Here is a 26,459-nt window from a genome sequence, read left to right on the forward strand (position 1 = left end):
TCCGGGGCGGAGCCCCAGGGGTCGGAATGGGTAGGGGCGGAGGGGGCGAGAACCTACCCCCGAGTGGACCTCAGGCGGAGTCCGGTGGCTCCGGAGGTGTGGACGCCTCCTTGAGCGCCGCCCAGCGGTCCTCGCGCGACAAGCCCTCGTGCCAGGGGGAACCCGTGGCGTCGTCGTTCGGAAGGAAGTCGTACGGCTCGTAGGACTCGAGCGCGGAGTCCCGTACGCCCGGTCGGGGCTGAGCGGCAGCGGGCGGCACCGTCGCCGTCGACACATCGCCCGCCGAACGCCGAGCCCGCGACGACCACGACAACCACGACGGAAACGGCGGCAACGACGGCCACCAGGACCGCGGCACCCGAAGCACCCGTCCAGCAGACGCACCCACCCGGGCCACCCGAAGCCGCCACCCCCGCACCCCCACCGCCACAGGAACCCCCACCACCCCGGTCCACACCACCGCCACAGGCCCCACCTGCCACCACACCGGCCCGAAGTGGGCGAGCGCCGCCACCCCGAGCGGCCCCCCGGCCAGCCCGGCAAGCACCGCGAGCGCGACACCGCACAGCCCGGCGGCCAGCGCGACCGCGGCAACCGTCCGCCCCGGGGACCAGTCCGCATCCCCCGCCCCGGCCCCGGGCACGGCCGCCGCCACCACGAACCACGCCACCGTCACCCCCGCGGCCACCGGCACCACCCCACTCGCCCAGCTCAACGGGCCCCCCGCCCCCGGCACCGCCGCCAACAGCGGAAACGCGGGCAGCAGCGACCCCGGCGCAGCCTCCGACAGCGGCCCCGCCACATGCCCCGCGCCGAGGACGACCCCGGGCCCGAGCCCGTACGCCGCCCCCCACACCGCCGCGTTCGGCACGAGGGCGAGGCAGAGCAGCAGCACGGCGAACCGCCCCGACCACACCTCGGTGAGCTGCAGGAACGAGTCGCGAGCCGTCCCCCCGTGCCACACCAGCGACGCCGCCACCAGCAACGCCCCGCCCCCGACAAGCACCGCCACCCCGGCCCCGGCCGCCCGCACCACGCCCCCGAGGAAGCGGGAACCCCCCGGCGCCACGGAATCGGGCGTGCCGTCGGAACGGCGTACGCCGGAAAGACGTACGCCGACAAGCGGCAGCGCCGCCAGGGCGCGTCGCGCCCATGACGGCATCGGCCCCCGCGGACGCCCGTACGCCGTCCACACCCCCGCTCCAGCGGCCCCCAGCGCAAGCAGCGGCAGGCACGCCGCGGTCCACACCCAGGACGGTCGCAACGCACCGCCCGAGGCATACAGCGCGGCAGCCGCGCCGACGGACAGATAACCCATGACGACCCCGACCCACGCCGTACGCGGCCCCGCCTCGGACTCGCCGTCGGACGCGTCGCGCCCCGCCCGGTGCAGCAGCCACACCGGCAGCACGAGAAGCAGCAGCGGTGTCACCCCCACCGGCATGGGCAGACCCGACAAGGTGTCGGTGCGGATCAACTCCACACCGTGGGCGAGGAGCCAGAGCGCAGCGGCCACGTGCACCGCCCCGCCCGGCCCGCTGTCCGGGTACGGCGAGGTGATCCACAGCAGCATGGCGAGGACGGCGAACGAGCCGAGCCCGAGCCCCGCCGCCAGGGCGCCATCCACGAGGCTGGCGCCCAGTCCGGGGGACCGGTCACGCATCCGGGTGAGCAGGGGCGACAACGAGAGCCTGCGGTCGGTCATTTGGGTCACGACTCTCATGCTCCCAACGACACGCGCTTTCTCGTCGTAACAGGCGAACCCCGGATGTGTCGCTCAATATGCATCTATGTACTTTTTCGTACGAAGGGGCACCCTGTGGAGTCCGGCATGACACGGAGCCCTGCCACCCCGCTGCCGGCCCCCGAGGAGCGCCGCCGTCTGCGCGAGGCCAAGTCGCTGACCCAGGCCGAGGTCGCCTCCAGACTGGGTGTCACCCGTAAGACGGTGCGTTCTTGGGAGGCCGGCCGTACGACGCCGCGCGGCCGCGAAGGGGATGCGTACGCACAGCTGCTGACCGAGGCGGCGCCCGCGGAGTCCGAGGTGACCGTCCGTCATGAGCAGGCCGTTCCCGCATCGGTGGGCGCCGGCGCGCCACCCTCCGAGGAGGAGAAGGCCTCCGAGGACGCGGAATCCGTGCTGCCCGCTGCCGCGCTGACGCCCGCTCAGGCCTTCGACGCCCTCTACGCGTTCTGCGCCCCCGCCCTCGTACGGCAGACCTATCTGCTCACCGGGCGGCGCGAGCTGGCGCGCGAGTCCGTGGAGCGGGCCTTCCAACTGGCCTGGCACCGCTGGCCCGAGGTGGCCATGGACCGGGATCCGGCCGGGTGGGTACGGGCGGCCGCGTACGAGTACGGGCTCTCCCCCTGGCACCGGATGCGCCTGCGCCACCGGCAACCGGAGGCACCGCCCGCCGATGCCCGCGACCGCACGCTGCTCGACGTACTCCTGAAGCTGCCGCCGGTGTACCGGCGCACGCTCCTGCTGTACGACGGTGTGGGGCTCGACCTGCCGGAGACCGCCGCCGAGACGGAGGCGAGCACGCCCGCCGCGGCCAACCGGCTGCTGCACGCGCGCAAAGCCGTCGCGGCGCGCCTGCCGGAGCTGGCGGTGCCGGAGGAACTGCACCAGCGGCTCGCCGAACTCGCGAGCGCGGAGGGGCTGCGGGCGGCGAAGCCCCCCACCGTCCGCTGGTACGGCGAACGGCGCGCCCGTCGCTGGACCCGCGCGGCCATCGCCTTCACGGTCCTCCTCATCGGCACCACGACCCTGACCCTGCGCTCGGCCCCGGACCACTACGAGGCCCCCCTGTCCCCGGCCGAAGCGGTCCACGGACTACCGCCCCGCACCGCCCAGGGCCCCCTCTCCCCGATTCAGCTGCAGCTTCGAGCCAAGCTCAAGTCGGAATCGGCAAGTGGCCCGGAGAGGCTCGTGCCGGAAGACCGTTGACAGAGGTCCAGGAAACGCCGGTGGGCCCGCACCCCAGCAAGGGGTGCGGGCCCACCGGACATTCAGCCGAGCAGAGCGTCAGCCGGCAAGAAGCTCGCGCGCGAGCTTCGCCGTCTCGGTCGGCGTCTTGCCGACCTTGACGCCGGCGGCCTCGAGGGCCTCCTTCTTGGCGGCGGCCGTACCGGAGGACCCGGAGACGATGGCGCCGGCGTGGCCCATGGTCTTGCCCTCGGGCGCGGTGAAGCCGGCGACGTAGCCGACGACCGGCTTCGTCACGTTGGCCTTGATGAAGTCGGCCGCGCGCTCCTCGGCGTCGCCACCGATCTCACCGATCATCACGATCAGGTCGGTGTCGGGGTCGGCCTCGAACGCGGCGAGCGCGTCGATGTGCGTCGTACCGATGACCGGGTCGCCACCGATGCCGACGGCGGACGAGAAGCCGATGTCACGGAGCTCGTACATCATCTGGTACGTCAGCGTGCCGGACTTCGAGACCAGGCCGATGCGGCCCGGCTTCGTGATGTCGCCCGGGATGATGCCGGCGTTCGACTGGCCCGGGGTGATGAGACCGGGGCAGTTCGGACCGATGATGCGGGTCTTGTTGCCCTTCGCCTTCGCGTACGCCCAGAAGGCGGCGGAGTCGTGGACGGCGATGCCCTCGGTGATGACGACCGCGAGGGGGATCTCCGCGTCGATCGCCTCGACGACGGCGGCCTTGGCGAAGGCCGGCGGCACGAAGAGGACGGACACGTTGGCGCCGGTCTTCTCCATGGCCTCGGCGACCGTGCCGAAGACGGGGATCTCGGTGCCGTCGATGTCGACGGACGTGCCCGCCTTGCGCGGGTTCACGCCACCGACGATGTTCGTGCCGTCGGCCAGCATGAGCTTGGTGTGCTTCATGCCCGTGGCACCGGTCATGCCCTGGACGATGACCTTGCTGTCCTTGTTGAGGAAGATAGCCATGGCTGTGGTTTTCCCTCGTCCCTTACTTGGCCGCGGCCAGCTCGGCGGCCTTGTCGGCCGCGCCGTCCATGGTGTCCACGCGCTGCACGAGCGGGTGGTTGGCGTCCGACAGGATCCTGCGACCCAGCTCGGCGTTGTTGCCGTCCAGACGGACGACCAGCGGCTTGGTGACTTCCTCGCCCTTGTCGGCGAGCAGCTGCAGCGCCTGGACGATGCCGTTGGCGACCTCGTCACAGGCGGTGATGCCACCGAAGACGTTGACGAAGACGGACTTGACGTCCGGGTCGCCGAGGATGATCTCCAGGCCGTTCGCCATGACGGCCGCGGAGGCGCCGCCGCCGATGTCGAGGAAGTTGGCGGGCTTCACGCCGCCGTGGTTCTCACCGGCGTACGCGACGACGTCCAGGGTGCTCATGACGAGACCCGCGCCGTTGCCGATGATGCCGACCTCGCCGTCGAGCTTGACGTAGTTGAGGTTCTTGGCCTTGGCGGCGGCCTCGAGCGGGTTGGCCGCCGCGTGGTCGATCAGCGCCTCGTGCTCCGGCTGACGGAACTCGGCGTTCTCGTCCAGCGACACCTTGCCGTCGAGCGCGATCACGCGGCCGTCGGCAACCTTGGCGAGCGGGTTCACCTCGACGAGGAGGGCGTCCTCCTTGATGAAGGTGTCCCACAGCGTCACCAGGATCTCGGCGACCTGCTCGGCCACCTCGGCCGGGAACTTCGCCTGGGCGACGATCTCGCGGGCCTTCTCGATCGAGACGCCCTCGTTGGCGTCGACCGGCACCTTCGCGAGGGCGTCGGGGTTCTCCTCCGCGACGACCTCGATCTCCACGCCGCCCTGGACCGACGCCATGGCGAGGAAGGTGCGGTTGGTGCGGTCGAGGAGGTACGAGACGTAGTACTCCTCGGCGATCTCCGGAGCGGTCTCGGCGATCATCACCTTGTGGACCGTGTGGCCCTTGATGTCCATGCCGAGGATGTCCGTCGCGCGGGCGACGGCCTCGTCCGGGGTGGCGGCGAGCTTCACGCCACCGGCCTTGCCACGGCCACCGACCTTCACCTGGGCCTTGACGACGGACTTGCCGCCAAGACGCTCGGTCGCCTCGCGGGCTGCCTCAGGCGTGTCAATGACTTCACCGGCCAGCACCGGTACACCGTGCTTGGCGAAGAGGTCCCTCGCCTGGTACTCGAACAGGTCCACGCGCGTCCGTCCCTATCAGTGATCTCGCGGTTCGTTGGATGCGTGGGCGTGCCGCGAAGGGCAACGTGACGTCCGCTGTCACAAGGGTGGCGCACACGGTGTCCGAGCGCGCGGCATGTCCGTCTCGCAGGTTATCGCCGCTGGACGTGGGTCCCTAAATCGCAGATCACACCTGAGCGGTGATACCTGTCACAGGGCAGGGCCTCACCAGGCTGGGGTTTGCCTGGTGAGGCCCCTTGAACAGCCCCTGGTGGGGGGCTCAGGGCGGGTGATCCCCACCCCAATGGGGACCACCCGGCCCGACCGCAGGGTTCCGGTCGCACGGACCGACGGCTTTCGGCCGTACGGGGCCATCGCCCTGCGGAGTCGGTCGGATGCCGTACGCCGGCTTCGCCGGGATGTCGCCGTACGGCACATGGGTGAACCGTCAGATGCTGTACGTGCCGTACTGCGCGCCCTGCACATAGCTCGGCGCGACCGACTGGGCCACGCCCTGGACGCCAGTGACCGCGTTCCCGGCGAGGGGGCCGCCGGTCGCCCCGACGGTTCCCGTCAGGTCCTGTGCGAACGGGCCGACCTGGCCGACGACACCGCCCGCGAACGGGTCGACCTGGCCGACGGTGTGGTCGGCGAACGGCCGCACATCGCCCGCGACGCCGTACGCCAATCCGGTGGCGCTGCCCTCGACGCCCGCCACGACCGGCTGCACGAAGTCGACGACGGGCTGCACCGCGCCGACCACACCCCCGGCGAAGGGCTGCACGTCGTCGGTGACGACACCCTGCGCGAACGGGGCGACCTGGCCGGTGACGCCGTGGGCGAGCGTCCCCGCACCGCCCGCGACGCCGCCCGCGAAGGGCTGGACGTCGCCGCCCACGCCGTACGCCAGCGCGCCCGCGTCCCCGACGGCCTGCCCGGCGACCGGGACGACACCGTGCACGGCGGTCACCGCGACGGGCGGCAGGATGGAGGCGGCCGTGTCGCCCACGACCTGCCCGGCGAGGCCTCCGGCCAGCGGCTGTACGTCACCGACGGCGCCGTACGCCACGGTGCTCGCGTCCGCCGTGGCACCGTGCGCCAGGGCCATCGCGTCCGCCGTGGCACCGTGCGCCAAGGCCGCCGCGTGACCGGCGGCGTCGTACGCCAGCGCGGTCGCGTTGCCCACGGCGCCGTACGCCAGCGGGCTCACGTTGCCGACGGCGTGGTCCACGACCGGGGTGACGCCGTGGACGGCGGTACCGGCGACGGGCGGCAGCGCGGCGGCCGCGGTCTCGTCGACGACCGGGATCGTGATGCCCGTGGCGGTGCCGACGGCGCCCTGGACCGCGCCCTGGACCGCGCCCTGGACCCGTGCCGGCGCGCCGGTGACCGTCGTGCCCGCGGTCCGCTGCGCGGTGGCGACGGTCTGCTGGGCCTTCGTCTGCACGGCGGACGGCGCCCCGGCGGCGGTGCGCCGGACGGCGGCGAGCTTCGTCTGCGCGCCCGCGAGGGCCTGCTCCAGCTCCGGAGCGAAGGCGGAGAGCGGGCCGAAGAGGTAGTCGATCTCGTCCTGGGGAGCGCTGATGTCGGCGACCGTCTCCTCGGCCTTGCCCGTCGCACGGTCCGCGACGGCGGTCTTCGCCCGCGAGAGGTGGGTGACGGAGGGGACCTTGGCGTCGACGTAGCGGCGGGCGTGGTCGGCGGTCCTGGTCGTCGTAGCGGCGGCGGTCTTCTTGACGGTGGACGTGGCGGTCTCCTTGACGGTGGAGGGGGCGGCGTCGGCCGCGGACCGCGCCGTGGCGGCCGTACCCGTGACGGTCGAGGTCGCGCCGTCGACGGCAGTGCCGTCGGTGACGCCTTCGGTGACGCCGGAGACCGTGCTCTGCACGTCGCTCGTCACGTTCCCGACGACGCCGTCGACGGTTCCGGTGACCTCGCCGACGGTGTCCGAGACGTCGAGGCTGACATCGGGAGCGGCCACGGACGACGCGGGCAGCTCGTCCGCGCTGGCGACGGCGGAGCCGAGCGCCCACGCGCCGGTGACACCGGCGGCTATGACGATGGAACGGCGGATGTTCTTGTTCATGCGTACGTCAGATCCTTCGGATTCCGAGAGTTCGGGATATTCCGGTGAATTCCGGGGGCTTCCGTCCGGGGATCGGAGGGGTGTCCGGACGGCGGGCAGACCTGTTCCGCCCCCGCGCGGCAGGTCGTTCAGCGGGGGAAGGGCTGCCCTAGCCGGGGAAAACGGGAATGTCCCGGTACCTGTCCCGGGTCTCGGCCGCGGTGACGACCGCGGAGGCGCCGGGCGCGAGCCTCAGCGGCGCCCGGTGGTTCGAGGTGACGGCATGCGGATCGCCGTGCCGCGGCGCGCCGTTGTCCACCGCGGACTGGTTGCCGAGCGCACCGGACGGGTCGCCGGAGGGTGCCTGGCGAGCGGGTGTCTGTCCCGCTCGGACGCCGCCGTGGTCGCGGCGCACGGCGACCCCACCGGAGTCGGCGGCGCGACCGCTCGGTCCGTACGAGGCGTCGGCGGGTGCGTCCGGGCGATGCACCGTCTTGACGTGCCCGTCCGTGACGTCCGGCCGCTGGGCAACCCCGCTCGACGGCTGCGGGGCCGAACCGACCGGCGGAGTCTGCGCACCCGCACCGGGGAGCGCGGGCAGCCCCGGCAGGTCGGGGAGCCCCGGCACGGACGGCAGTACGTCCGGCGGGGTTGCGCGCAGTCCGCCGGTGACCGTCTTCACCACGTCACCGATCGGCCGCACGACGGTGTCGGCGGCCGGCTGTACAAGCTCGCCGACGGACTTGCCGACGTGGCGAACGGTGTCGGTGGCCGACTGGGCACCATCACGAACGGTGTCGGTGACCGGCTGGGCGCCATGGCGAACGGTGTCGGTGACGTGTGTGGCGGCGCTCGACCGGTTCGCGTCGGCCTCAGGGGCCGGCGTACCCGCTGTCACCACCCGATCCGCCGTACTCCTCGCCGACTGCACGACCCCCGCCGGAGTCGTCGGCACCGCCCCGTCGTCCGCGTGCGCCTGCTCCCCGCAGAGGAATCCGAGTACGAACAACCCACCCACCAGCAAGACCACTTGCAGCGCACGCCGTCCGGCCGCCGTACGCATCACGCGCACAGCGGCACCGGGCAGTGCGGCTGAGGGGGTCAAGAGAGGGAGGGTCCTCCCGTACGAAGGCAAGAGAAGGCTCTGAGGCCGCGTCGATCCTCGCACGGGACTCCCGAGGTTGCGCAAGCCCCCTGTTACCGATGGGTAGTCATGTCCGGATTTTCCATTCCGCTCACCTGGTTTCCGGTATCGGCAGCGGACGCTTCTCGATCGCCGCCGCCATCACCTCGGGAAACAGGTCGGGCGTGCAGGCGAACGCCGGTGCGTCGAGGGCCGCGAGCGCCGCCGCGTGCTCACGGTCGTACGCGGGCGCCCCCTCGTCGGACAGCGCGAGCAGCGTCACGAACTGCACCCCGGACGCCTTCATCGCCGCCACCCGCTTCAGCATCTCGTTGCGTATGCCTCCCTCGTAGAGGTCACTGATGAGCACGACCACCGTGTCGGCGGGCCGGGTGATCTGCGACTGGCAGTACGCGAGCGCCCTGTTGATGTCCGTACCGCCGCCGAGCTGGGTGCCGAAGAGGACGTCGACCGGGTCGTCGAGCTGGTCGGTGAGGTCGACGACGGCCGTGTCGAAGACGACGAGCCGGGTGGCGATGGACCGCATCGACGCGAGCACGGCGCCGAACACGGACGCGTAGACGACGGACGCCGCCATCGACCCCGACTGGTCGATGCAGAGGATGACCTCCTTCTTCACGGACTGCGAGGCCCGGCCGTAGCCGATCAACCGCTCGGGCACGATCGTGCGGTACTCGGGCAGGTAGTGCTTCAGGTTCGCCGCGATCGTGCGGTTCCAGTCGATGTCATGGTGGCGGGGGCGGGTGATGCGGGCGCTGCGGTCGAGGGCTCCGGTGAGCGTGGCCCGGGTGCGGGTGGCGAGCCGCTTCTCCAGGTCCTCGACGACCTTGCGCACCACGGCCCGCGCCGTCTCCTTCGTCGTCTCCGGCATGGCCTTGTTGAGGGAGAGGAGGGTGCCCACCAGGTGCACGTCGGCCTCCACCGCCTCCAGCATCTCGGGCTCCAGCAGAAGAGTGGACAGCCCGAGCCGGTCGATGGCGTCGCGCTGCATGACCTGGACGACGGAGGAGGGGAAGTACGTCCGTATGTCCCCGAGCCAGCGCGCGACCGACGGCGCCGACGCCCCGAGCCCCGCCGAACGGTCGCGCCCCGACTGCGCCTTGCCCCCCTTCCCGTAGAGCGCGCTGAGCGCCCCGTCCATCGCGGCGTCCTGCCCGGCAAGCACGCATCCGGTGCCGTCCGCCTCGTCCCCGCCGAGCACAAGCCGCCAGCGGCGGAGCCGCTCTCCCGTCGCGCCGGCCGCGTCGGTAGCGTGGAGCACGCCGCTTGCGCCCGTCGGGCCGGCCGCGCCGTTCACCTCGCTCGCGTTCGCCGGTGCGGTCATCGGGCCACCCCCACAAGGTCGTTGTCGTCGCCGACCTGATCGTCATCGATGTCGGATTCATGCAGCCCGAGCAGCAGACGCAGCACCGGCAGTACGGCGTCCGCGCGCTCGGGATCGAGGTCGGGGGCGAACCCGGGTATCCCGGAGGTGGCGACCGCCGTGCTCCCGCGTGCTCCCCGCCCACGCCGGACCAGCTCGCCCAGCGTCCTGCGCACCCCGGCCTCGTACGCCGAGAACGTCCGCCGCAGCAACGGCAGCACATCGGTGAACGCCTCCGCCGGCACTCCGGTCAGCCACGCGTCCACCAGCCCGAGCAGCCGCTCGTCGTGCACAAGCAGCATCCCGCCCCCGGAACCGCCCCCGACGAAGCCCTCGATCCACGCGGCCGCGTCTCCGGGTGCCGTCCCGGGCGACAGCACGAGCCCCATCAGCCGGGCTGCCTCGTCCTGCGCCAACTCCCCCTCGTCCAGCAGCAGTCGAACGGCCCGTCCGCGAATCACCCCCGGCACGGTGTCGCGCCCGGCCAGCACCCGGAGCACGGCGTGCCAACGGCCACGTATGCCGGTGGAGGACGGTGTGCGGTGGGCATCCGGCGCGGTACCGCTGAGTGATGAGGCGTCGGCGGCTGACGCCGCGGCCGTCTCCCCCAGGAGCGCCACGGCCCCGTGCACCGCGTCCACATGGCGCCGCATTTCCTCGGCGGCCTCGGTGTCGAGGGCCGCGCAGCCCGGTGGGAGGCCGACGAAGATCCGCTCGGCGAGGCCCGCCGCCACGTCGGTGAGGGCACGGGTGTCCGTGCCGCGCACATCGCCGTAGCGCAGGGAACGGACCAGGGCGGGCAGGGCCTGGGCGAGATGGCCGACGTCCGCGTCGAGGGCGGCCCGGTCGGCGAGCACCCGCATCACCACGGGCAGCGCGTCCGGGAGTTCGGCCAGCAGGCAGCGCTCGGCGAGTGCCGTGACATCGGCCAGCGCGTGCGCGGCGACGGCGTCCGCCTCGGCCCTGGCCGTCGCGGCGGCCAGTACCGTCGTGCCCCACACACCGGCCTCCGCGACCCGCACCGACAGCTCCGGCTCCCAGCGCAGCCGCCAGGTCTCCCGGAAGGTGCCCGTACTGCCCCGCGACACCGTGGGCTCGCCCCACTGGACGCCGAGGAGCCGCAACCGGTGCAGCAGCCTGCTGCGCTCGGCGTCGGTCTCCTTGCGCAGGTCGAGCTCCCATTCCCGTTCCAGTGCGTCCGGTTTGAGCCTCAGCCGCCGCTGGAGCCGCGCGAGGTCGCGCTGCAACGGCACCGCGGGGGCCGACTCCGGTACCTCCCCCATCACATCGCCGACCACGAGCCGGTCCCGCACGAGTGCCAGCGGCACGTCCGAGCCCTCGCACATCACGGCCCGTACGGCGTCGGTGGTCTCGGTCAGCCCCGGCAGCGGGCGGCCGCGCATCGCGGCGAGCGTGTCCGCCAGCCGTACCGCCTCGATGACGTGCGCGGACGAGATCATCCGGTCCTCATCGCGCAGCAGCCGGGCCACCTTGGTCATCCAGCGCTCGACCGGGCGGTCCTGAGCGCCGAACAGATGCCCGTACCAACCCGGCGAGTCGATGCCCGCGCCATACCCACTGACCCGGGACAGCCGTCGGTAGGTCCACGGCACCCACGTCAGGTCGGCCTTCGCCTTGGGGAGCCCCTTGAGCAGCGCCCGGTCCGCACCGACCGCGGTCCTCTGCCGCAGCGCGGGCACGTGCCAGGCCCCGCACACCACGGCCACGCCGTCCCCGAACTCCCGCTCCGCCGCCCGAACCTGGAGCCGCATGTACGCCTCGCGCACCAGGTCGCGGTCGTGTCCCCCGACCCCGTACGCCTCCCGCAGGGCCTCCATCGCCTCCTCGAGCACGGTGAACGGTGCGAACGGATCGCCCCCGGCCACGCTTCGGTGCTCGACCACGTCCTCCCACCAGCGCTCGGGATCGTCGTAACCGGCGGTTTCGGCGAGTACGGCGAGGGGGTCGATCCGCACGGCCGCTTCGACGGGCCGGCCGGGACCGGCGGGCGGCGCATCCCCAGGTTCGTCCTCCTGATCGAGCACGTCCTTGCCCCAGGCCAGCGTGTGGGTCGCCGGGAGATCGATGAAGCGGGCCGGGACCCCGCTCTCCAGGGCCCATCGGATCGCCACCCACTCCGGTGAGAACTCGGCCAGCGGCCAGAAGGCCGAACGGCCGGGCTCGTCCACGACGTGGGCGAGGAGGGCGACCGGGGGCCGCATCTCCTTGTCGGCGGCGAGCGGGATGAGCGCGTCCGCCTCCGGAGGGCCCTCGATCAGTACGACCCGGGGCGCCGCCGCCTGCAACGCGGCCCGCACGGCCCGCGCCGACCCGGGGCCGTGATGCCGCACCCCCAGCAGCAACGGCCCTCCGGTGAAGACCGTCATGCGCTCACCTCCCGGCAGGCCCGGTAGAAGTCCTTCCAGCCGTCCCGCTCGCGGACGACCGCCTCCAGGTACTCCTGCCAGATGACGCGGTCGGCCGCCGGATCACGGACGACGGCGCCGAGGATGCCTGCGGCGACGTCACTCGCCCGCAGCACGCCGTCGCCGAAGTGAGCGGCCAGAGCGAGGCCGCCCGTGACGACGGAGATCGCCTCGGCGGTGGACAGCGTGCCGCTGGGCGACTTCAGCTTCGTACGCCCGTCGGCCGTGACCCCGTCGCGCAGCTCGCGGAAGACGGTGACGACTCGGCGGATCTCGTCGATGCCCTCGGGCACGGCGGGCAGGTCGAGGGAGCGGCCGATCTGGTCGACGCGGCGCGAGACGATGTCGACCTCGGCGTCGGCGCTCTCCGGCAGCGGCAACACCACCGTGTTGAAACGGCGGCGCAACGCACTGGACAGCTCATTGACCCCGCGGTCGCGGTCGTTGGCCGTCGCGATCAGGTTGAAACCGCGGACAGCCTGCACCTCCTGGCCCAACTCCGGTATCGGCAGGGTCTTTTCCGACAGGATCGTGATCAGCGTGTCCTGTACGTCGGCCGGGATGCGGGTCAGCTCCTCGACACGGGCCGTCATGCCCTCGGCCATGGCGCGCATGACAGGGCTCGGCACGAGCGCGTCCCGGCTCGGCCCGTGCGCGAGCAGCTGCGCGTAGTTCCAGCCGTACCTGATCGCCTCCTCCGGGGTGCCGGCCGTGCCCTGCACGAGCAGGGTCGAGTCGCCGCTCACCGCCGCGGCCAGGTGCTCGGACACCCAGGTCTTCGCGGTGCCGGGCACGCCGAGCAGGAGCAGGGCGCGATCGGTGGCGAGCGTGGTGACGGCGACCTCGACGATGCGGCGCGGGCCCACGTACTTGGGTGTGATCACCGTGCCGTCCGGCAGGGTGCCGCCGAGCAGATACGTCGCCACGGCCCACGGCGACAGCCGCCAGCGGGCCGGACGGGGCCGGTCGTCCTGGGCGGCCAGCGCGGCGAGTTCTGCGGCGAAGGCGTCTTCGGCGTGCGGCTGCAGCGCGGCGCCCGGCTCGTCCGCGGTCGCTCCCGCGCGCCCTCCCGCGGGCGTGTGAACGGACGTCGGTTCAACGGACACGGACATGGCTCGGTCCCCCTCCAGCTCGGCCGGTTCGGATCTGGTTCCACCGTGCACCACGCCACTGACAATCGGCTCTGACCTGCGCAAATACGCTCGCGAGGGCCGATTGTCAGTGGCGGGATCTACCTTCGATGGCATGACTCAGCAGGCGGTGCGCTGGACGGCGGATCAGGTGCTGGCACTGGCGCCTGACGCCGCGTCACGCAAGGCGGGAAGCAAACTCGGCGCGGCCGGGCCGTGGTCGGAGGCGGGCAGTTCTGACGAGGGGACGGTATGGGGACTGTGCAGGGGAAGTGGCAGCAAGCCGTATCGGACGGTCATCGACATCGCGGACTCCACGGGGCCCGCTTACCAGTGCAGTTGTCCGAGCCGAAAGTTCCCGTGCAAGCACGCGCTGGGGCTGCTGCTGCTCTGGGCGGGCGCGGACGGCACGGTGCCGCGGGGGCAGGCACCGGACTGGGCGGAGCAGTGGATAGCGGGGAGAAGGGAGCGCGCGCAGGAGAAGAGGACGGCGGGCGGGGCATCTGGAGCCGCATCGTCGGGTGATCCGGAGGCGGCTCGGCGCAGGGCTGAGCGGCGGGCCGTGCGGATCACCGCGGGAGCGGCGGAGTTGGAGCAGCGGCTGGCCGACCTGCTGCGCGGCGGCCTCGCCTCCGCCGAGCAGACGGGGTACGGATTGTGGGAGGAGACGGCGGCCCGGATGGTCGACGCGCAGGCACCCGGGCTGGCCGCGCGGGTCAGGGAGTTGGGGACGATCCCGTCCTCCGGTCCGGGCTGGCCGGTGCGGCTTCTTGAGGAGTGCGCGCTGCTCCACCTTCTCGACCAGGGCTGGCTGCGGCGCGAGCGGCTGCCGGACGACCTTGCCGCGACGGTCCGTTCACGGGTGGGGATCTCCGGTTCGGCGGACGGTCCGCCGGTGCGCGACCGCTGGCTGGTCCTCGCCCAGTACGACACGGCGGACGCCCGTCTCACGACGCGCAGGATCTGGCTGTACGGCGCGGAGTCCGGCCGCACGGTCCTGCTCCTTTCCTACGGGGCGGCGGGTCGCGCACCGGAGCTGGCGCTGCCCGTGGGGCTGATATTCGAGGCGGAGGTGTCCGCGTACCCGGGCGCCGGGCAGCTACGCGCCGCGCTGGGCGAGCGGTTCACGCCTCCCGCGCCCACGGCGATACGGCCACCGGGGGTGACCACATCCCAGGCGACCGCCCGCTACGGAGAGGCGCTGCGGGCCGACCCCTGGCTGGACTCCTGCCCGGTCACCCTGGACCGCGTCGTCCCCACCCCGGACGGCGACTCCTGGCAACTCGCCGACGCCGACGGTGACTTGGCCCTGCCCCTCACCCCCTCCGCCCGGTCCCGTCCCGACCTGTGGCGTCTGGTCGCCCTCTCCGGCGGCGCCCCCGTCACGGTCTTCGGCGAATGCGGCCACCGCGGCTTCACTCCGCTGACGGCCTGGGCGGAGGAGGGCACGGGGGACGCGGTGCCGCTGTGCTGACGGCTCCGACCGCGGTGAGCCCCCGGCCGCATTGACCGCACCGACCAGCCCGACGATCTCCGTACGGAAAGGACGCTCATGAACACGATCTCGGCCTCCGCCGGCGCGCCCGCCGGTGGTTCCTGGGAGGAGCTCGTCACCGTGGCGTTGCTCGGGACCGAGCGGCGTACTCCTCCGGGATCGACGCCGGGGCGGGAGGCGCCGGTGGCGTTGTTGGGCGCGGCCGCCGTGGAGACTCTGCGGCGGCGGGCCGGAGTGCGGCCGGCGCGGGCGGCGGCCCGGCCGGAGCCCGCGGCGCGGGACCCCCGTCCGGCCCTGCCGCCCGCCGCGGCCCGCAGGCTGGCGATGCTGCTGGCGGACCGGCCCGGCACCGGAGGCGGCGGCCGCAGAGGGACAGCACCGGACCTCATGGAACTGCTGCCCCAGTGGCTCGCCCTGGCGAACGCGCGCGGATTCGCGGCGCCCCCACAGACCCTGCCCGCGCTTCTCGACGCGGCCCGCGGACGCACCGATCTGCGACCCGCCGCCCTGGCCTTCGCCGGGCCCCGGGCACTCTGGCTGGCGCGGCTGAACCAGGAGTGGCGGTTCGCGCTGCGCTCCTCGCCGGGCGGCGGTGCCGCGCTGCCCGGCCCGGAAGAGGCCGAGCGCGTAGAACAGCTGTGGCAGGAGGGGTTGTTCGCCGAGCGGGTCGCACTTCTTTCGGCGATACGGGCCAAGGACCCCGCCGCCGCACGCGACTTGCTGGCCACCACATGGGCGACGGAGCGGGCCGAGGACCGGCTGATGTTCCTCGACTCGCTGCGATCGGGGCTGTGCGCGGACGACGAGCCGTTCCTGGAGCGAGCGCTGGCCGACCGCAGCCGCAACGTACGGGCGACGGCGGCGGAGCTGCTGTCCGCGCTGCCGGGTTCCGCGCTCGCGGGACGGATGGCGGCACGGGCCGGTTCGTGCGTCTCACTCGACCGTACGGGGGGCACGCCCACGATCGTGGTCGAGGCGCCGCATGAGTGCGACGCGGGCATGGAGCGGGACGGCGTGGTGCCGAAGGCTCCGGCCGGACGGGGTGAACGATCGTGGTGGCTGGGCCAGTTGGTCGAGGCGGCGCCGCTCGGGACATGGCCGGAGCGGTTCGGTGGGCGGGCGCCGGAGGAGATCGTGGCGCTGCCCGTGGCCGACGACTGGCGGGCGGAGCTGCATGCCGCGTGGTGCCGGGCGGCCGTGCGCCAGCGTGATCCAGGGTGGTCCAGGGCGCTCCTCGGGGCACCTTCCGCTCCGGAGGCCGGGGGGCCGGGGGCGGTGTCACTGGCCGAGCGGTCCAAGCTGCTCGCCACGTTGGGGGCCGATGAGCGGGCCGAATGGGTCGCGGGGTTCATCGGGACGCACGGGTTGTCCGAGGCGTTTCAGCTGCTCGGGGTGTGTGCGGTGCCCTGGGCGGGGGCCTTGGGGCGGGCGGTGGTGGACGCGCTCAATATCGCGCGGGACGCCGGGAGTTATCCGTGGAGCTTCAGTGGGGTGATGGGCCTCGCCGAGCGGTGTCTCGACCCCGCGGAGGCCGTGCGGCTCGATGGGCTCACCTCGGTGCCCGACGAGTCGGAGAACGCGGCGCCGGGGGCCGGCGGCTACTGGGCCGAGGCGTTCCAGCGCCTCGTCACCACGCTGCGTCTGCGCGCGGCCATGGCATCGGAGCTTGCGGTGCCGTGAGGGGTTTTGCCCCCTCCGCCCCTACCCGATCCCGTACCTGAAGGGCTTCGCCCCCAGACCCCCGGGTTGTTCTTCGGGTGCGGTCCGGCGGGGGTTTGTCGCGCAGTTCCCCGCGCCCCTTGCGGGGCGCTTGGAACTGCGCGGCAGTCCCGCGCTATGCCTCGGCCGGCTGCCTCACGTTCGCCCGTACCCAGTCCACGATCGACACCGTCGTCGCCCCCGGTGTGAAGATCTCCGCGACACCCTTCTCCTTGAGGGGCGCGATGTCCGCCTCGGGGATGATGCCGCCGCCGAAGACCTTGATGTCCTCCGCGTCGCGCTCCTTGAGGAGCTCGATCACGGCCGCGAAGAGCGTGTTGTGAGCACCGGAGAGGATCGAGAGGCCGATCGCGTCGGCGTCCTCCTGGATCGCGGTGTCGACGATCTGCTCGGGGGTCTGATGGAGCCCGGTGTAGATGACCTCCATACCGGCGTCGCGCAGTGCCCGCGCGATCACCTTGGCCCCGCGATCGTGGCCGTCGAGCCCCGGCTTGGCCACCACCACGCGGATCGGACCGGCTGCCACACCCATCACTGCCTCCATGAACCGACTACATCAACCTGTACCGACTACCGAATACCGATACATGCCGCTTGACTACGACTACGACACATATCGCACATTCCGCTGCTCACCGCACCGGATGCGCCGTGCGGCACGGGCGCCCCGAGCCCTACCGGCCGGGGAAGTGAACGAACGTTATCGCCAGCATCCCGCAACCGGCAGTTTCGCGGTGGAGAGCGAGGGGGAAATCACACACTGGGACAAGTTAGCCGCGCACCGTTCCGCGTCCCGCGGCACACGCGCCGCATGGACCTGCGGCACACGGGCCACGGCCGGAGTCTGCGCAAGGAGAGCCGCGATCAGGTGGCCTCATCACCGCGACGTCAGCGGGACACCGTGGCGGTGGGGCACATCGGCGAGGCCACGACAGCGGGGAGCCAAGCCAGCACAAGGACGACGGGACGACGAAGACGATTCCGGGTCGCCGCCGGGCGCCACCGCCCACGGCCTGGAGCCGCGTCGCACCCCTCGGCAGGGCACCCCGTAGCGTAATCGGCGCCTCACGCGCCGCACACGCGCCGTCGGTTACCGCCGTCACCGTCACCGTGGCTGTCCACGAGGGCACACGGGGGACGGAGTGGTCCTGCCGCGTGCCGACTGGAGGTCGGCCATGAAGGTCACCAGGGCAGCACTGCCCTTTCTCCCCCTCTGCCAGCGCCTGTTTCCCAGCAGACTGGCAGGACTCTCAGTGGCTCTCCTGAAGGCGACGGCCCTGGAGATCGCGATCCTTGCCGGACACCTCCTCCTCTACCCCGCCGGCATCACCCCGGAGCGTCGCGCCACCGCCGCACTCCCCTCGCCCGACGCCGCCCGGCTGCCCACCGAGGCCAAACCCCCGGTCGTCCTGCTGCACGGCTTCATAGACAACCGGTCGGTCTTCCTCCTGCTGCGCCGCAACCTCGCCCAGCACGGCAGGCAGCACGTCGAGTCGCTCAATTACTCCCCACTCACGTGCGACATCCGCACCGCCGCCGAGCTGCTCGGTCGGCACATAGAGGAGATCTGCGAGCGCACGGGCCACGATCGGGTGGACATCGTCGGACACAGCCTGGGCGGACTGATCGCGCGTTATTACGCGCAGTGCCTGGGCGGCGACGCCCACGTACGCACCCTGGTCACACTCGGCACCCCGCACTCGGGCACCCGTGTGGCCCCCGTGATGAACGCGCACCCGATCGTCCGCCAGATGCGTCCGGGCTCCGAGGTGATCGAAGAGCTGCGCATGCCCGCACCGGGCTGCCGCACCCTCTTCGTCAGTTTCTGGAGCGATCTCGACCATCTGATGGACCCGCTGGAGACGGCTTGTGTCGACCACCCGGACCTGCTCGCGCAGAACGTACGCGTGAGCGGCGTCGGCCATCTCGCCCTGCCCGTGCACCCCGCCGTCGCGACGGGGATTCGGCAGGCGCTCGACATCGAGGAGACAGGAGTCGGCACCGCCGCCGAGACCGGCGGTCTGACAGTGGCGTAAACAGCCGCCGCGGAGCCGCCCGACACCTCCGCGACTTCGAACATTCATCGAACGCCAGGCCAAGGCCGTACCCACACTCCCCCGAAACACGGCCGAATGCCCGTTTCCTGCGAGGGGGAAACCTGCCGAAGATTGTCGCGCCCGCGTACCGCCGGGTACAGTCACCGCACTGCTCTGCCAGCCCCTGTTGTCGAGGCGAAAGAGAAGTTGGTGAACGACCGTCACCCGTCGGGGACCGTAACTCCCCCGGCTCCGGCTTCCGATGCCGCCTCGGCGCTCTACGCGTCGTACGGCGGGCAGGAAGCCCAGTACGGCGACTTCACCGCGTACGACGGCTACACCGCCACCGGTTATGACGCCGGCGCCACCGCCACGGGTACCGGCGCCTACGCCACCGCGAGCTTCGAGACCGATCCCCTCTTCGGCGACATGTCGGGCAACAGCACCGGTTCGTACGACGCCACGCAGTGGAACACCGGCGGTCACCAGACGCTGAACTACGACCCGTACGCCGCGCAGCACCAGGCCGCGTACGACACCGGCAGCTACGCAACGACCACGTGGGCGGCCGGTTACCAGCAGCTCGCCGAGATCCCCGCGCAGCATCCGGGCCCAGAAGCCTCGGGCCAATGGGACGCAACTGCCTGGCTCCAGCCCGAGCAGCCGCTCGACGGGACCCGGCAGTGGAGCATCCCGGCCCAGGACACGGGCGCGTACGACGCCACGCAGTGGAACGCCGGCGTCGGCCACGACGCGTACCAGGCGTACGAGCACCCACAGCCCGACGCGTACCAACAGCAGCACGCGCAGCCGGAGTCGTACGAGCAGCACGCACAGCCGGAGTCGTACGAGCAGCACCCGCAGCCCGAGTCGTACGAGCCGCAGCCCGAGCACTTCGACCAGCAGGCGACTGCCGGCTTCGAGCAGGTCTCGTACGAGCAACCCGCCGCCGCGGAGGACGAGTTCGAGTTCGAGACCGCGGACGACAGCCGTGAAGAGTACGAGACGCCGCTGCTCGACGACATGGAAGAGGTCATCCCGGCCCCCCGCGCCGCGTCGCGGAGCGGTTCCCGCTCCCGTCGCCGCAGCCCCGCGAAACGTTCCGCTCTGCTGACCGTCGCCGTGCCCTCCGCATGTGTGATGGGGGTCGCGGGGATCGCCGCCGCCTCCGTGGGCAACATCGTCGGGGACGACAGCAAGGACACGACGGCCAGCGCGACCGACGCGACCTCGGTGAAACCGTCCACCGCCAACAACAAGCTGGACACCCAGCTCCAGAGTCTCTCCGCGGGAGCCGACGACTTCGCCGACCGGGCCAGCCGGACGCAGGAACGTATCGACCTCAAGGCCGAGCAGGAAGCCCAGAAGAAGAAGGCGGCGGAGGAGGCGGCCCGCAAGGAGCGGCTGCGCCCGAAGTTCGCGATCCCGGTGACGCAGAAGGGGCTCAGCGCCTACTTCGGTCAGGCCGGCATCAACTGGATGTCCGTGCACACGGGCATCGACTTCCCGGTCTCGTACGGCACGACCGTGATGGCCGCGACCGACGGCACCGTCCGTACACAGTGGAACAGCGCGTACGGGAACATGGCGATCGTCACCGCGATGGACGGCACGGAGACGTGGTACTGCCACCTCTCCAGCTACAAGGTCGCCTCGGGCACCACCGTGAAGGCCGGTGACCCGATCGCCTTCTCCGGGAACTCCGGCAACTCCACGGGCCCGCACCTGCACTTCGAGGTCCGCCCGGCCGGCGGTTCGGCGATCGACCCGCTGCCGTGGCTGCGCAGCCACGGCCTGGACCCGACGTAAGCAGCCACGGCCCGGACCCGACGTAAGACGTAACCGTCCGCCGGGCCCCACCACGCCCGTACGGCTACAGCTTCTCCACCGGCGCGTACCGCAGCAGCAACCGCTTCGGCTTCGCCTCGCCGAAGTCGATCGTCGCCTCTGCCTTCGCACCTGTCCCCGTCACTCCGACGACGGTCCCGAGACCGAACTGATCGTGGGTGACCCGGTCCCCGACCGCCAGCGAGACGACCGGCTTCTCGGAGACCCCGCGGCTCGTCGCGAACCCGGAGGCACCCGAAGCCGCGGACCGCGAACGCGAGGACGACAGCGACGCCGCGACACCCGAGACCGGACCGGACGACACGGGAGCCGTCGCGCCCGTGCGCTTCCACTCCAGGTGCGCGTCCGGGATCTCCTCCAGGAAGCGGGACGGCGGGTTGTACGAGGGCTGCCCCCACGCGCTGCGCATGGACGACCGGGTGAGATACAGCCGCTCCCGCGCGCGCGTGATGCCTACGTACGCCAGGCGCCGCTCCTCCTCCAGCTCCTTCACCTGACCCAGCGCGCGCATGTGCGGGAAGACACCGTCCTCCATGCCGGTCAGGAAGACCACGGGGAATTCGAGGCCCTTGGCGGTGTGCAGCGTCATCAGCGTGATGACCCCGTTGCCGTCCTCCTCGTCGGGGATCTGGTCGGAGTCGGCGACGAGGGCGACCCGCTCCAGGAAGTCGGAGAGAGAGCCCGCGGCCTCGCCCTCACCCGCCTCCTGCTCGAACTCCAGGGCCACGGCGGCGAGTTCCTGGAGGTTTTCGATACGGGTCTCGTCCTGCGGGTCGGTGGAGGCCTGCAACTCGGCGAGATAGCCGGTGCGCTCGAGGACCGCCTCCAGGACCGTGGCCGGGCCGGCGCCCGACTCGACGATCGTGTGGAGGTCTTCCATGAGCGTGTTGAACCGCTTGACCGCGTTCGTCGAGCGGGCGGCCATCCCGTACGCCTCGTCGACGCGGCGCAGGGCCTGCGGGAAGCTGATCTTCTCGCGCTGCGAGAGCGCGTCGATCATCGCTTCCGCGCGCTCGCCGATACCGCGCTTGGGGACGTTGAGGATGCGGCGCAGCGGGACGGAGTCCTCGGGGTTGGACAGCACCCTGAGGTACGCCAGGACGTCCCGGACCTCCTTGCGCTCGTAGAAGCGGACGCCGCCGACGACCTTGTAGGGCAGGCCGACGCGGATGAAGACCTCTTCGAAGACACGGGACTGCGCGTTCGTACGGTAGAAGACCGCGACGTCGCCCGCCTTGGCCTCGCCCGCGTCGGTGAGACGGTCTATCTCGTCGGCGACGAACTGTGCCTCGTCGTGCTCGGTGTCGGCGACATAGCCCGTGATGTTCGAACCCGCGCCCGCGTTGGTCCACAGGTTCTTGGGGCGGCGGGATTCATTGCGCTCGATGACCGCGTTGGCGGCGGACAGGATCGTCTGGGTGGAGCGGTAGTTCTGTTCGAGCAGGATCGTCGTCGCGTCCGTGTAGTCCTCCTCGAACTGGAGGATGTTGCGGATGGTCGCGCCGCGGAAGGCGTAGATCGACTGGTCGGCGTCACCCACGACGCACAGCTCGGCGGGGCCGAGGTCGTCCTCACGAGACGGCTCGCCCTCGGCGCGGGTACCGCGCGCCGGGCCGACGAGCTCCCGTACCAGCGCGTACTGCGCGTGGTTGGTGTCCTGGTACTCGTCGACCATGACGTGGCGGAAGCGGCGGCGGTAGTGCTCGGCGACGTCCGGGAAGGCACGCAGCATGTTGACCGTCGTCATGATCAGGTCGTCGAAGTCGAGCGCGTTGGCCTCGCGCAGACGCGACTGATACATCGCGTACGCCTGAGCGAGGGTCTTCTCGAAGCCGTCCGTGGCCTGGGCCGCGAAGTCCTCCTCGTCGATCAGCTCGTTCTTCAGGTTCGAGATCTTGGCGCTGAACGACTTCGGCGGGAAACGCTTGGGGTCGAGGTCGAGATCACGGCAGACGAGCGCCATCAGACGCTTGGAGTCGGCGGCGTCGTAGATCGAGAAGGAGGAGGTGAAGCCGAGCCTCTTGCTCTCGCGGCGCAGAATCCGCACACACGCGCTGTGGAAGGTCATCACCCACATCGCGCCCGCGCGCGGGCCGACGAGGTGCTCGACGCGCTCCTTCATCTCGCCCGCGGCCTTGTTGGTGAAGGTGATCGCGAGGATCTGGCCGGGGTGGACATTCCGCTCGGCCAGCAGATGCGCGATCCGGTGCGTGAGCACGCGGGTCTTGCCGGAGCCCGCGCCGGCCACGATGAGCAGCGGGGTGCCGGAGTGCACCACGGCCGCGCGCTGGTTCTCGTTCAGTCCGTCCAGCAGCGCCGCGGAGTCCACGGCAGGCCGGTGCGCGCCGTCGCGGTAGTAAGCGTCCCGGTCCGGCGGCACGTCGAACTTCCCGCCGAACAGATCGTCCGGAACGGGCTCCGGTACGTGATCGTCCTCGGGCGGCGGCGGGGGCTCTTCCTCGTGGGCCCGGGAAGGCTTGAGGTCCGCCAGGAAGCTGTCATCAAAGAGGCTGCTCATCGCTCTCCGAGTCTAGGCGGCCTCACTGACACCCCGCGGCCACCCTGAAAACTCGACCGGATCTCGTGAGGCGGATCAGCGCTCGACCGGATCTCGTGAGGCGGATCAGCGCTCGACCGAGTCTCGTGACACGGATCAGAGCTCGACCGAGTCTCGTGACACGGGTCAGCGCTCGTCCGAATCTCGTGACACGGCTCAGAAGCCGAGGACCTTCCAGAGGTGGCCGCCCGAGCTCTTCTCACCCTCCAGAACCATGCCGTCACAGTCGGCGATCGACCCATCGGGCCGAGCCGTACACCTTCGCGTCGTGCGGGTACACGGCCACGCCCACCGGAAACGGCACTGAACGGGGCGGACGCCGCTACTCCGGACACCTCACCACAGACCCCTCCGGATTTGCCACGTGAGGTGATGCCCATGGTCAAGGTCACGAAAATGTATCGGGCATATCGCACATCAAACTTCACAGGAGCCACACGAGTTGGCTAGCGTGCCGGGCAGGCCGCTCGACACCCACCGGCGAACGACGCCGGGCCGTGCGGCCTCCGCTCAATCCGGTGCGCCCTCGCGGCAGCCGGAGCCGGGGACCCAACCGACCTTGGGGTGAATCGGTCCAACTGCCCTCTGGGCAAGGACCGTAGGGCAAACCTTCCGGATCCACCCGCCCGAACCCGACAGCTAACTCGGTAGGCGGATGACGGAAGGAGTCGCCTCTCTTGGCGTCGCACCGCAAATTGCGTCCCACCGGTACGCGCGTGGCAGGCATACGGACCCCCGTTCTCGCGACGGCGGCTCTCACCTCCGTCGCCCTGCTCTCCCAGACGGCGAACGCCGTGCCCTCGGCCGAACCCAAGCCGAGCCTCGAAGAGGTCGAGAAGAAGGTGAACGACCTCTACCACCAGGCCGAGACGGCCACCGACAAGTACAACGCGGCCAAGGAGAAGACCTCTAAGCAGCGCAAGCAGGTCGACACCCTCCTCGACGACGTCGCCAAGCGCACCGACAAGCTCAACACCGCGCGTGAGGAGCTCGGCACGTTCGCGGCGGCGCAATACCGCACCGGGGCCGCCGCCCCCGACACCGCGACCCTCCTGCTCGCCAACAACCCGCAGGACTACTTCGACCAGACCCAGCTGATGAACCGTCTGACCACCCGCCAGAAGGCGGCCGTCGACGACTACATCACCGAGCAGGCCACCACCACCAAGAAGCGTGCGGAGGCCGCCAAGAGCCTGGAGACGCTGACCAGCTCACAGCAGGCCCTCAAGACATCCAAGGCCGATGTCCAGGGCAAGCTCACCGAGGCTCGCGAGCTGCTCTCGAAGCTGACCGCCGAGGAGAAGGCGCGGCTCGCGGCGATCGAGAAGAAGAAGCAGGAGGAGGCGGCGCGCAAGGCGGCAGAGCTGGCGAAGCAGCAGGCCGCCGCCGAGGCCGCGAAGAAGGCGGCGGCCCAGCAGGAGTCGTCGTCGAGCACCACGACCGACTCGTCGAGCAGCACCACGGGCTCTTCGAGCACCACGACGGGATCGTCGAGCACCACGACGGGATCGTCGAGCTCGACGACCACCGACTCCTCGTACGCGACCAAGGCGGCGAAGGCCGTCGCGTTCGCCCGTGAGCAGATCGGCAAGCCGTACGTCTGGGGGGCGACCGGCCCGGACTCGTACGACTGCTCGGGCTTCACCCAGGCCGTGTGGAAGGCCGCCGGGGTCTCCCTGCCGCGCGTCACCTACGACCAGGTGAACGCCGGCACGACCGTCTCCCTCTCCGACGCTCAGCCCGGTGACCTGGTCTTCTTCTACGACGACATCAGCCACGTCGGCCTGTACATCGGCAACGGGATGATGATCCACGCGCCCAAGCCGGGGGCGTACGTCCGCGAGGAGTCGATCTACTACGACGGCACGTCGGCGATCCACAGTGTGGTGCGCCCGGCGTAAGCCGTTCCGCGAGCAACGCTTCGTGCGGGGCACTCGCTTGTGGGGCATATCGTGCTCCACACGCGCGTGCCCCGCATTTTTGTTCTCCACGCGCGCGTGCCCCGCGTTTTCGTGCTCCCCGCGCGCATGCCCGGCGTTTTCAGGCTCCACGCGCGCGTGCCCCGCGGGCAACTCGTCCGAAGATCCCTAGCATCAGGCGCATGCCAGCCATCTCCCAGCTCCGCGCCTGGTGGGCACAGCGGCCGCCCGCCGCCGGTGCCGCCGTCATGGCCACCGGCATCGTCTCGATCGGGCTGCATCTGACCGGCTACGAGAACCTCTCCCGTATCGCGCTGGCCCTGGCGTGCGCCGCCTGGCTCGCGCTCGCCGCGGACTTCGTCGTACGCCTCGTGTGGGAGCGCGCGCGGTGGATGGAGGAGGCGTGCACCCCTCCCGGGCTCACCGCCGTCGCGGCGACCACCGTGCTGGGGACCCGGATGTCCGCGCTGGGGTGGCAGGAGCCGGCCGAGGCCCTGCTCGCGCTGTCGGCCGTGCTGTGGCCGGTGCTGCTCCTCGTCGTCCTGCGGCACTGGCAGCGCCGTATGCCGGGAGGGGTGTTCCTGGTGAGTGTGGCCACGCAGGGGCTCTCGGTGCTGTGCGCCACGCTCGCCGCGGCCGTGGGTCCGGAGTGGCTCGCGCACACCGGGCTGGTGCTGTTCTGGCTGGGGATCGTGCTCTACGGAGTGGCGTTCACGCACTTCGACGTCCGGGAGGTGGTCCGGGGCCTCGGGGACCACTGGGTCGCGGGCGGCGCGCTCGCCATCTGCGCGCTGGCCGGGGCCAAGCTCATCGCCGCGCACCACGTGAACCCGTACCTGTGGAACGACGACGACAGCAGCGCCCTGCGCGTCGTGACCGTCGGGCTCCTCGTGCTCGCCTTCGCCTCCTACTGCGTCCTCGCCGTCGCGGAGCTGGGGTGGCCGCGGCCCCGCTATGACGTGCGGCGCTGGGCGACCGTCTTCCCGATGGGGATGACGGCGGTGGCGACTCTGTCGGTCGCGACTGCCGTCGGCGTCTCGTGGCTCGAAGGGCCCGGGCAGGTGCTGCTGTGGATCTCGGTGGCGGCGTGGCTGGCCGTCGCGGCGGGAGCGGTTCGCGTGGTGATCATGGCCGGAACACACCGCTCCTCCGGGTCGAACAGGCCGACCGGCCCGCTCAGGTCCAGAGCACCGCGATGAAGATGTTCGCGGTGGTCAGCAGGCCGACGAGCCCGAAGAGGCCCTTGTCCACCTTCTCGTCGTCCCGCTTCACGTAGACGAGCCCCAGGATCACGATCAGCAGGGCCAGCTTCACGCCGATCTTGATGTTGTTGACCGGGTGGTCGTCGGCCTGGTTGAGGCCGACGAGGACGACGCCCGTGACCAGCATGGTCAGCGCGCCGTGCAGCATCGCCGGGACGAAGCGAGCCGTGCCCTGGCCCATCGCCTTCATCTGGGTGAAGAAGCCGCCGAGGAGCGCGGCGATGCCGATGATGTGCAGGCCGACGAAGAGATGGATGAGTACGTCCATGAGGCCGGAGCCTAATCGGACACCCGAGTCCCTCTTGTCACCGGGCCACCCCTTGTAACCCATAGCACCGGGGCAACCCCGGTTGTCCCGGATTCGCCGCATCGGTCATCGCACTGCGTGAAGTCGGCGGCGCA

Annotated in this window: 18 protein-coding genes and 1 riboswitch; of the genes, 7 read left to right on the top strand and 11 right to left on the bottom strand. The window is 71.4% G+C overall.

Translation table 11 applies throughout. The features are described 5' to 3' along the window. Nucleotides 1–70: 70 nt before the first annotated feature. Entirely contained in the window at nucleotides 71–1,723 is a 1,653-nt protein-coding gene (locus IEY95_RS35035; protein ID WP_189190232.1) for a cell division protein PerM, read from the bottom strand. Between the two features lie 108 nt (nucleotides 1,724–1,831). Here IEY95_RS35035 and IEY95_RS35040 point away from each other — a divergent pair, with 108 nt between their 5' ends. Then, nucleotides 1,832–2,950, top strand: a complete 1,119-nt coding sequence (locus IEY95_RS35040) for a helix-turn-helix domain-containing protein (protein WP_189190233.1) — start codon at nucleotides 1,832–1,834, stop codon at nucleotides 2,948–2,950. A gap of 78 nt (nucleotides 2,951–3,028) precedes the next feature. Here the strand turns inward: IEY95_RS35040 and sucD are convergent, their stop codons facing one another. The 7 genes from sucD to IEY95_RS35075 form a co-directional block, all read right to left on the bottom strand. Further along, nucleotides 3,029–3,913: a succinate--CoA ligase subunit alpha gene (gene sucD / locus IEY95_RS35045; RefSeq protein ID WP_189190234.1), complete on the bottom strand. Its 885-nt coding sequence runs from the start codon at nucleotides 3,911–3,913 to the stop codon at nucleotides 3,029–3,031. Between the two features lie 22 nt (nucleotides 3,914–3,935). Next, nucleotides 3,936–5,114 (bottom strand): ADP-forming succinate--CoA ligase subunit beta, encoded by a 1,179-nt coding sequence (gene sucC / locus IEY95_RS35050; RefSeq protein ID WP_189190235.1) that lies wholly within the window; start codon nucleotides 5,112–5,114, stop codon nucleotides 3,936–3,938. Nucleotides 5,115–5,541: 427 nt separating this feature from the next. Beyond that, on the bottom strand, nucleotides 5,542–7,179 hold the full coding sequence (locus IEY95_RS35055; RefSeq protein ID WP_189190236.1) for a hypothetical protein: 1,638 nt from the start codon (nucleotides 7,177–7,179) through the stop codon (nucleotides 5,542–5,544). Nucleotides 7,180–7,327: 148 nt separating this feature from the next. Further along, complete coding sequence (locus IEY95_RS35060) at nucleotides 7,328–8,263, bottom strand: hypothetical protein (RefSeq protein ID WP_189190237.1); 936 nt, start codon at nucleotides 8,261–8,263, stop codon at nucleotides 7,328–7,330. A 130-nt stretch (nucleotides 8,264–8,393) separates the two neighbouring features. Further along, complete coding sequence (locus tag IEY95_RS35065; protein ID WP_229703575.1) at nucleotides 8,394–9,626, bottom strand: VWA domain-containing protein; 1,233 nt, start codon at nucleotides 9,624–9,626, stop codon at nucleotides 8,394–8,396. Continuing rightward, nucleotides 9,623–12,052, bottom strand: a complete 2,430-nt coding sequence (locus IEY95_RS35070) for a DUF5682 family protein (protein WP_189190238.1) — start codon at nucleotides 12,050–12,052, stop codon at nucleotides 9,623–9,625. Before IEY95_RS35070 ends, IEY95_RS35065 begins: the two co-directional genes overlap by 4 nt. Continuing rightward, nucleotides 12,049–13,203: an ATP-binding protein gene (locus IEY95_RS35075; protein ID WP_189190239.1), complete on the bottom strand. Its 1,155-nt coding sequence runs from the start codon at nucleotides 13,201–13,203 to the stop codon at nucleotides 12,049–12,051. The genes IEY95_RS35070 and IEY95_RS35075 overlap by 4 nt, the downstream gene beginning before the upstream one ends. Before the next feature lie 133 nt (nucleotides 13,204–13,336). Here IEY95_RS35075 and IEY95_RS35080 point away from each other — a divergent pair, with 133 nt between their 5' ends. Together IEY95_RS35080 and IEY95_RS35085 are read left to right on the top strand one after the other, a co-directional pair. Further along, on the top strand, nucleotides 13,337–14,695 hold the full coding sequence (locus IEY95_RS35080) for an SWIM zinc finger family protein (protein WP_189190240.1): 1,359 nt from the start codon (nucleotides 13,337–13,339) through the stop codon (nucleotides 14,693–14,695). Between the two features lie 78 nt (nucleotides 14,696–14,773). Continuing rightward, on the top strand, nucleotides 14,774–16,396 hold the full coding sequence (locus tag IEY95_RS35085) for a DUF5691 domain-containing protein (RefSeq protein ID WP_189190241.1): 1,623 nt from the start codon (nucleotides 14,774–14,776) through the stop codon (nucleotides 16,394–16,396). Nucleotides 16,397–16,550: 154 nt separating this feature from the next. Here IEY95_RS35085 and icmB read toward each other — a convergent pair whose 3' ends face one another. Further along, entirely contained in the window at nucleotides 16,551–16,967 is a 417-nt protein-coding gene (icmB, locus tag IEY95_RS35090; RefSeq protein WP_189190242.1) for a coenzyme B12-dependent isobutyryl CoA mutase small subunit, read from the bottom strand. A gap of 643 nt (nucleotides 16,968–17,610) precedes the next feature. Here icmB and IEY95_RS35095 point away from each other — a divergent pair. Together IEY95_RS35095 and IEY95_RS35100 are read left to right on the top strand one after the other, a co-directional pair. After that, nucleotides 17,611–18,471, top strand: a complete 861-nt coding sequence (locus tag IEY95_RS35095; RefSeq protein ID WP_189190243.1) for an esterase/lipase family protein — start codon at nucleotides 17,611–17,613, stop codon at nucleotides 18,469–18,471. A gap of 210 nt (nucleotides 18,472–18,681) precedes the next feature. Next, a complete protein-coding gene (locus IEY95_RS35100; protein WP_229703576.1) occupies nucleotides 18,682–20,280 on the top strand; it encodes a M23 family metallopeptidase in 1,599 nt (532 codons plus the stop codon). Between the two features lie 64 nt (nucleotides 20,281–20,344). On the opposite strand, the gene pcrA is transcribed toward IEY95_RS35100, so the two are convergent. Beyond that, nucleotides 20,345–22,837, bottom strand: a complete 2,493-nt coding sequence (gene pcrA / locus IEY95_RS35105) for a DNA helicase PcrA (protein ID WP_189190245.1) — start codon at nucleotides 22,835–22,837, stop codon at nucleotides 20,345–20,347. Between the two features lie 536 nt (nucleotides 22,838–23,373). Beyond that, nucleotides 23,374–23,545, top strand: a riboswitch (cyclic di-AMP (ydaO/yuaA leader). An 8-nt stretch (nucleotides 23,546–23,553) separates the two neighbouring features. Here pcrA and IEY95_RS35110 point away from each other — a divergent pair. Both IEY95_RS35110 and IEY95_RS35115 read left to right on the top strand, forming a co-directional pair. Then, a complete protein-coding gene (locus tag IEY95_RS35110) occupies nucleotides 23,554–24,777 on the top strand; it encodes a C40 family peptidase (protein WP_189190246.1) in 1,224 nt (407 codons plus the stop codon). Nucleotides 24,778–24,977: 200 nt separating this feature from the next. Next, nucleotides 24,978–25,994, top strand: a complete 1,017-nt coding sequence (locus tag IEY95_RS35115) for a tellurite resistance/C4-dicarboxylate transporter family protein (RefSeq protein ID WP_189190247.1) — start codon at nucleotides 24,978–24,980, stop codon at nucleotides 25,992–25,994. Here the strand turns inward: IEY95_RS35115 and IEY95_RS35120 are convergent. Further along, a complete protein-coding gene (locus IEY95_RS35120; protein WP_189190248.1) occupies nucleotides 25,972–26,325 on the bottom strand; it encodes a hypothetical protein in 354 nt (117 codons plus the stop codon). The genes IEY95_RS35115 and IEY95_RS35120 overlap by 23 nt on opposite strands. Nucleotides 26,326–26,459: the final 134 nt, after the last annotated feature.

Origin of the sequence: Streptomyces albiflavescens, assembly GCF_014645835.1 — a bacterium.
In the GTDB taxonomy this organism is placed as follows: Bacteria; Actinomycetota; Actinomycetes; order Streptomycetales; family Streptomycetaceae; genus Streptomyces; species Streptomyces albiflavescens.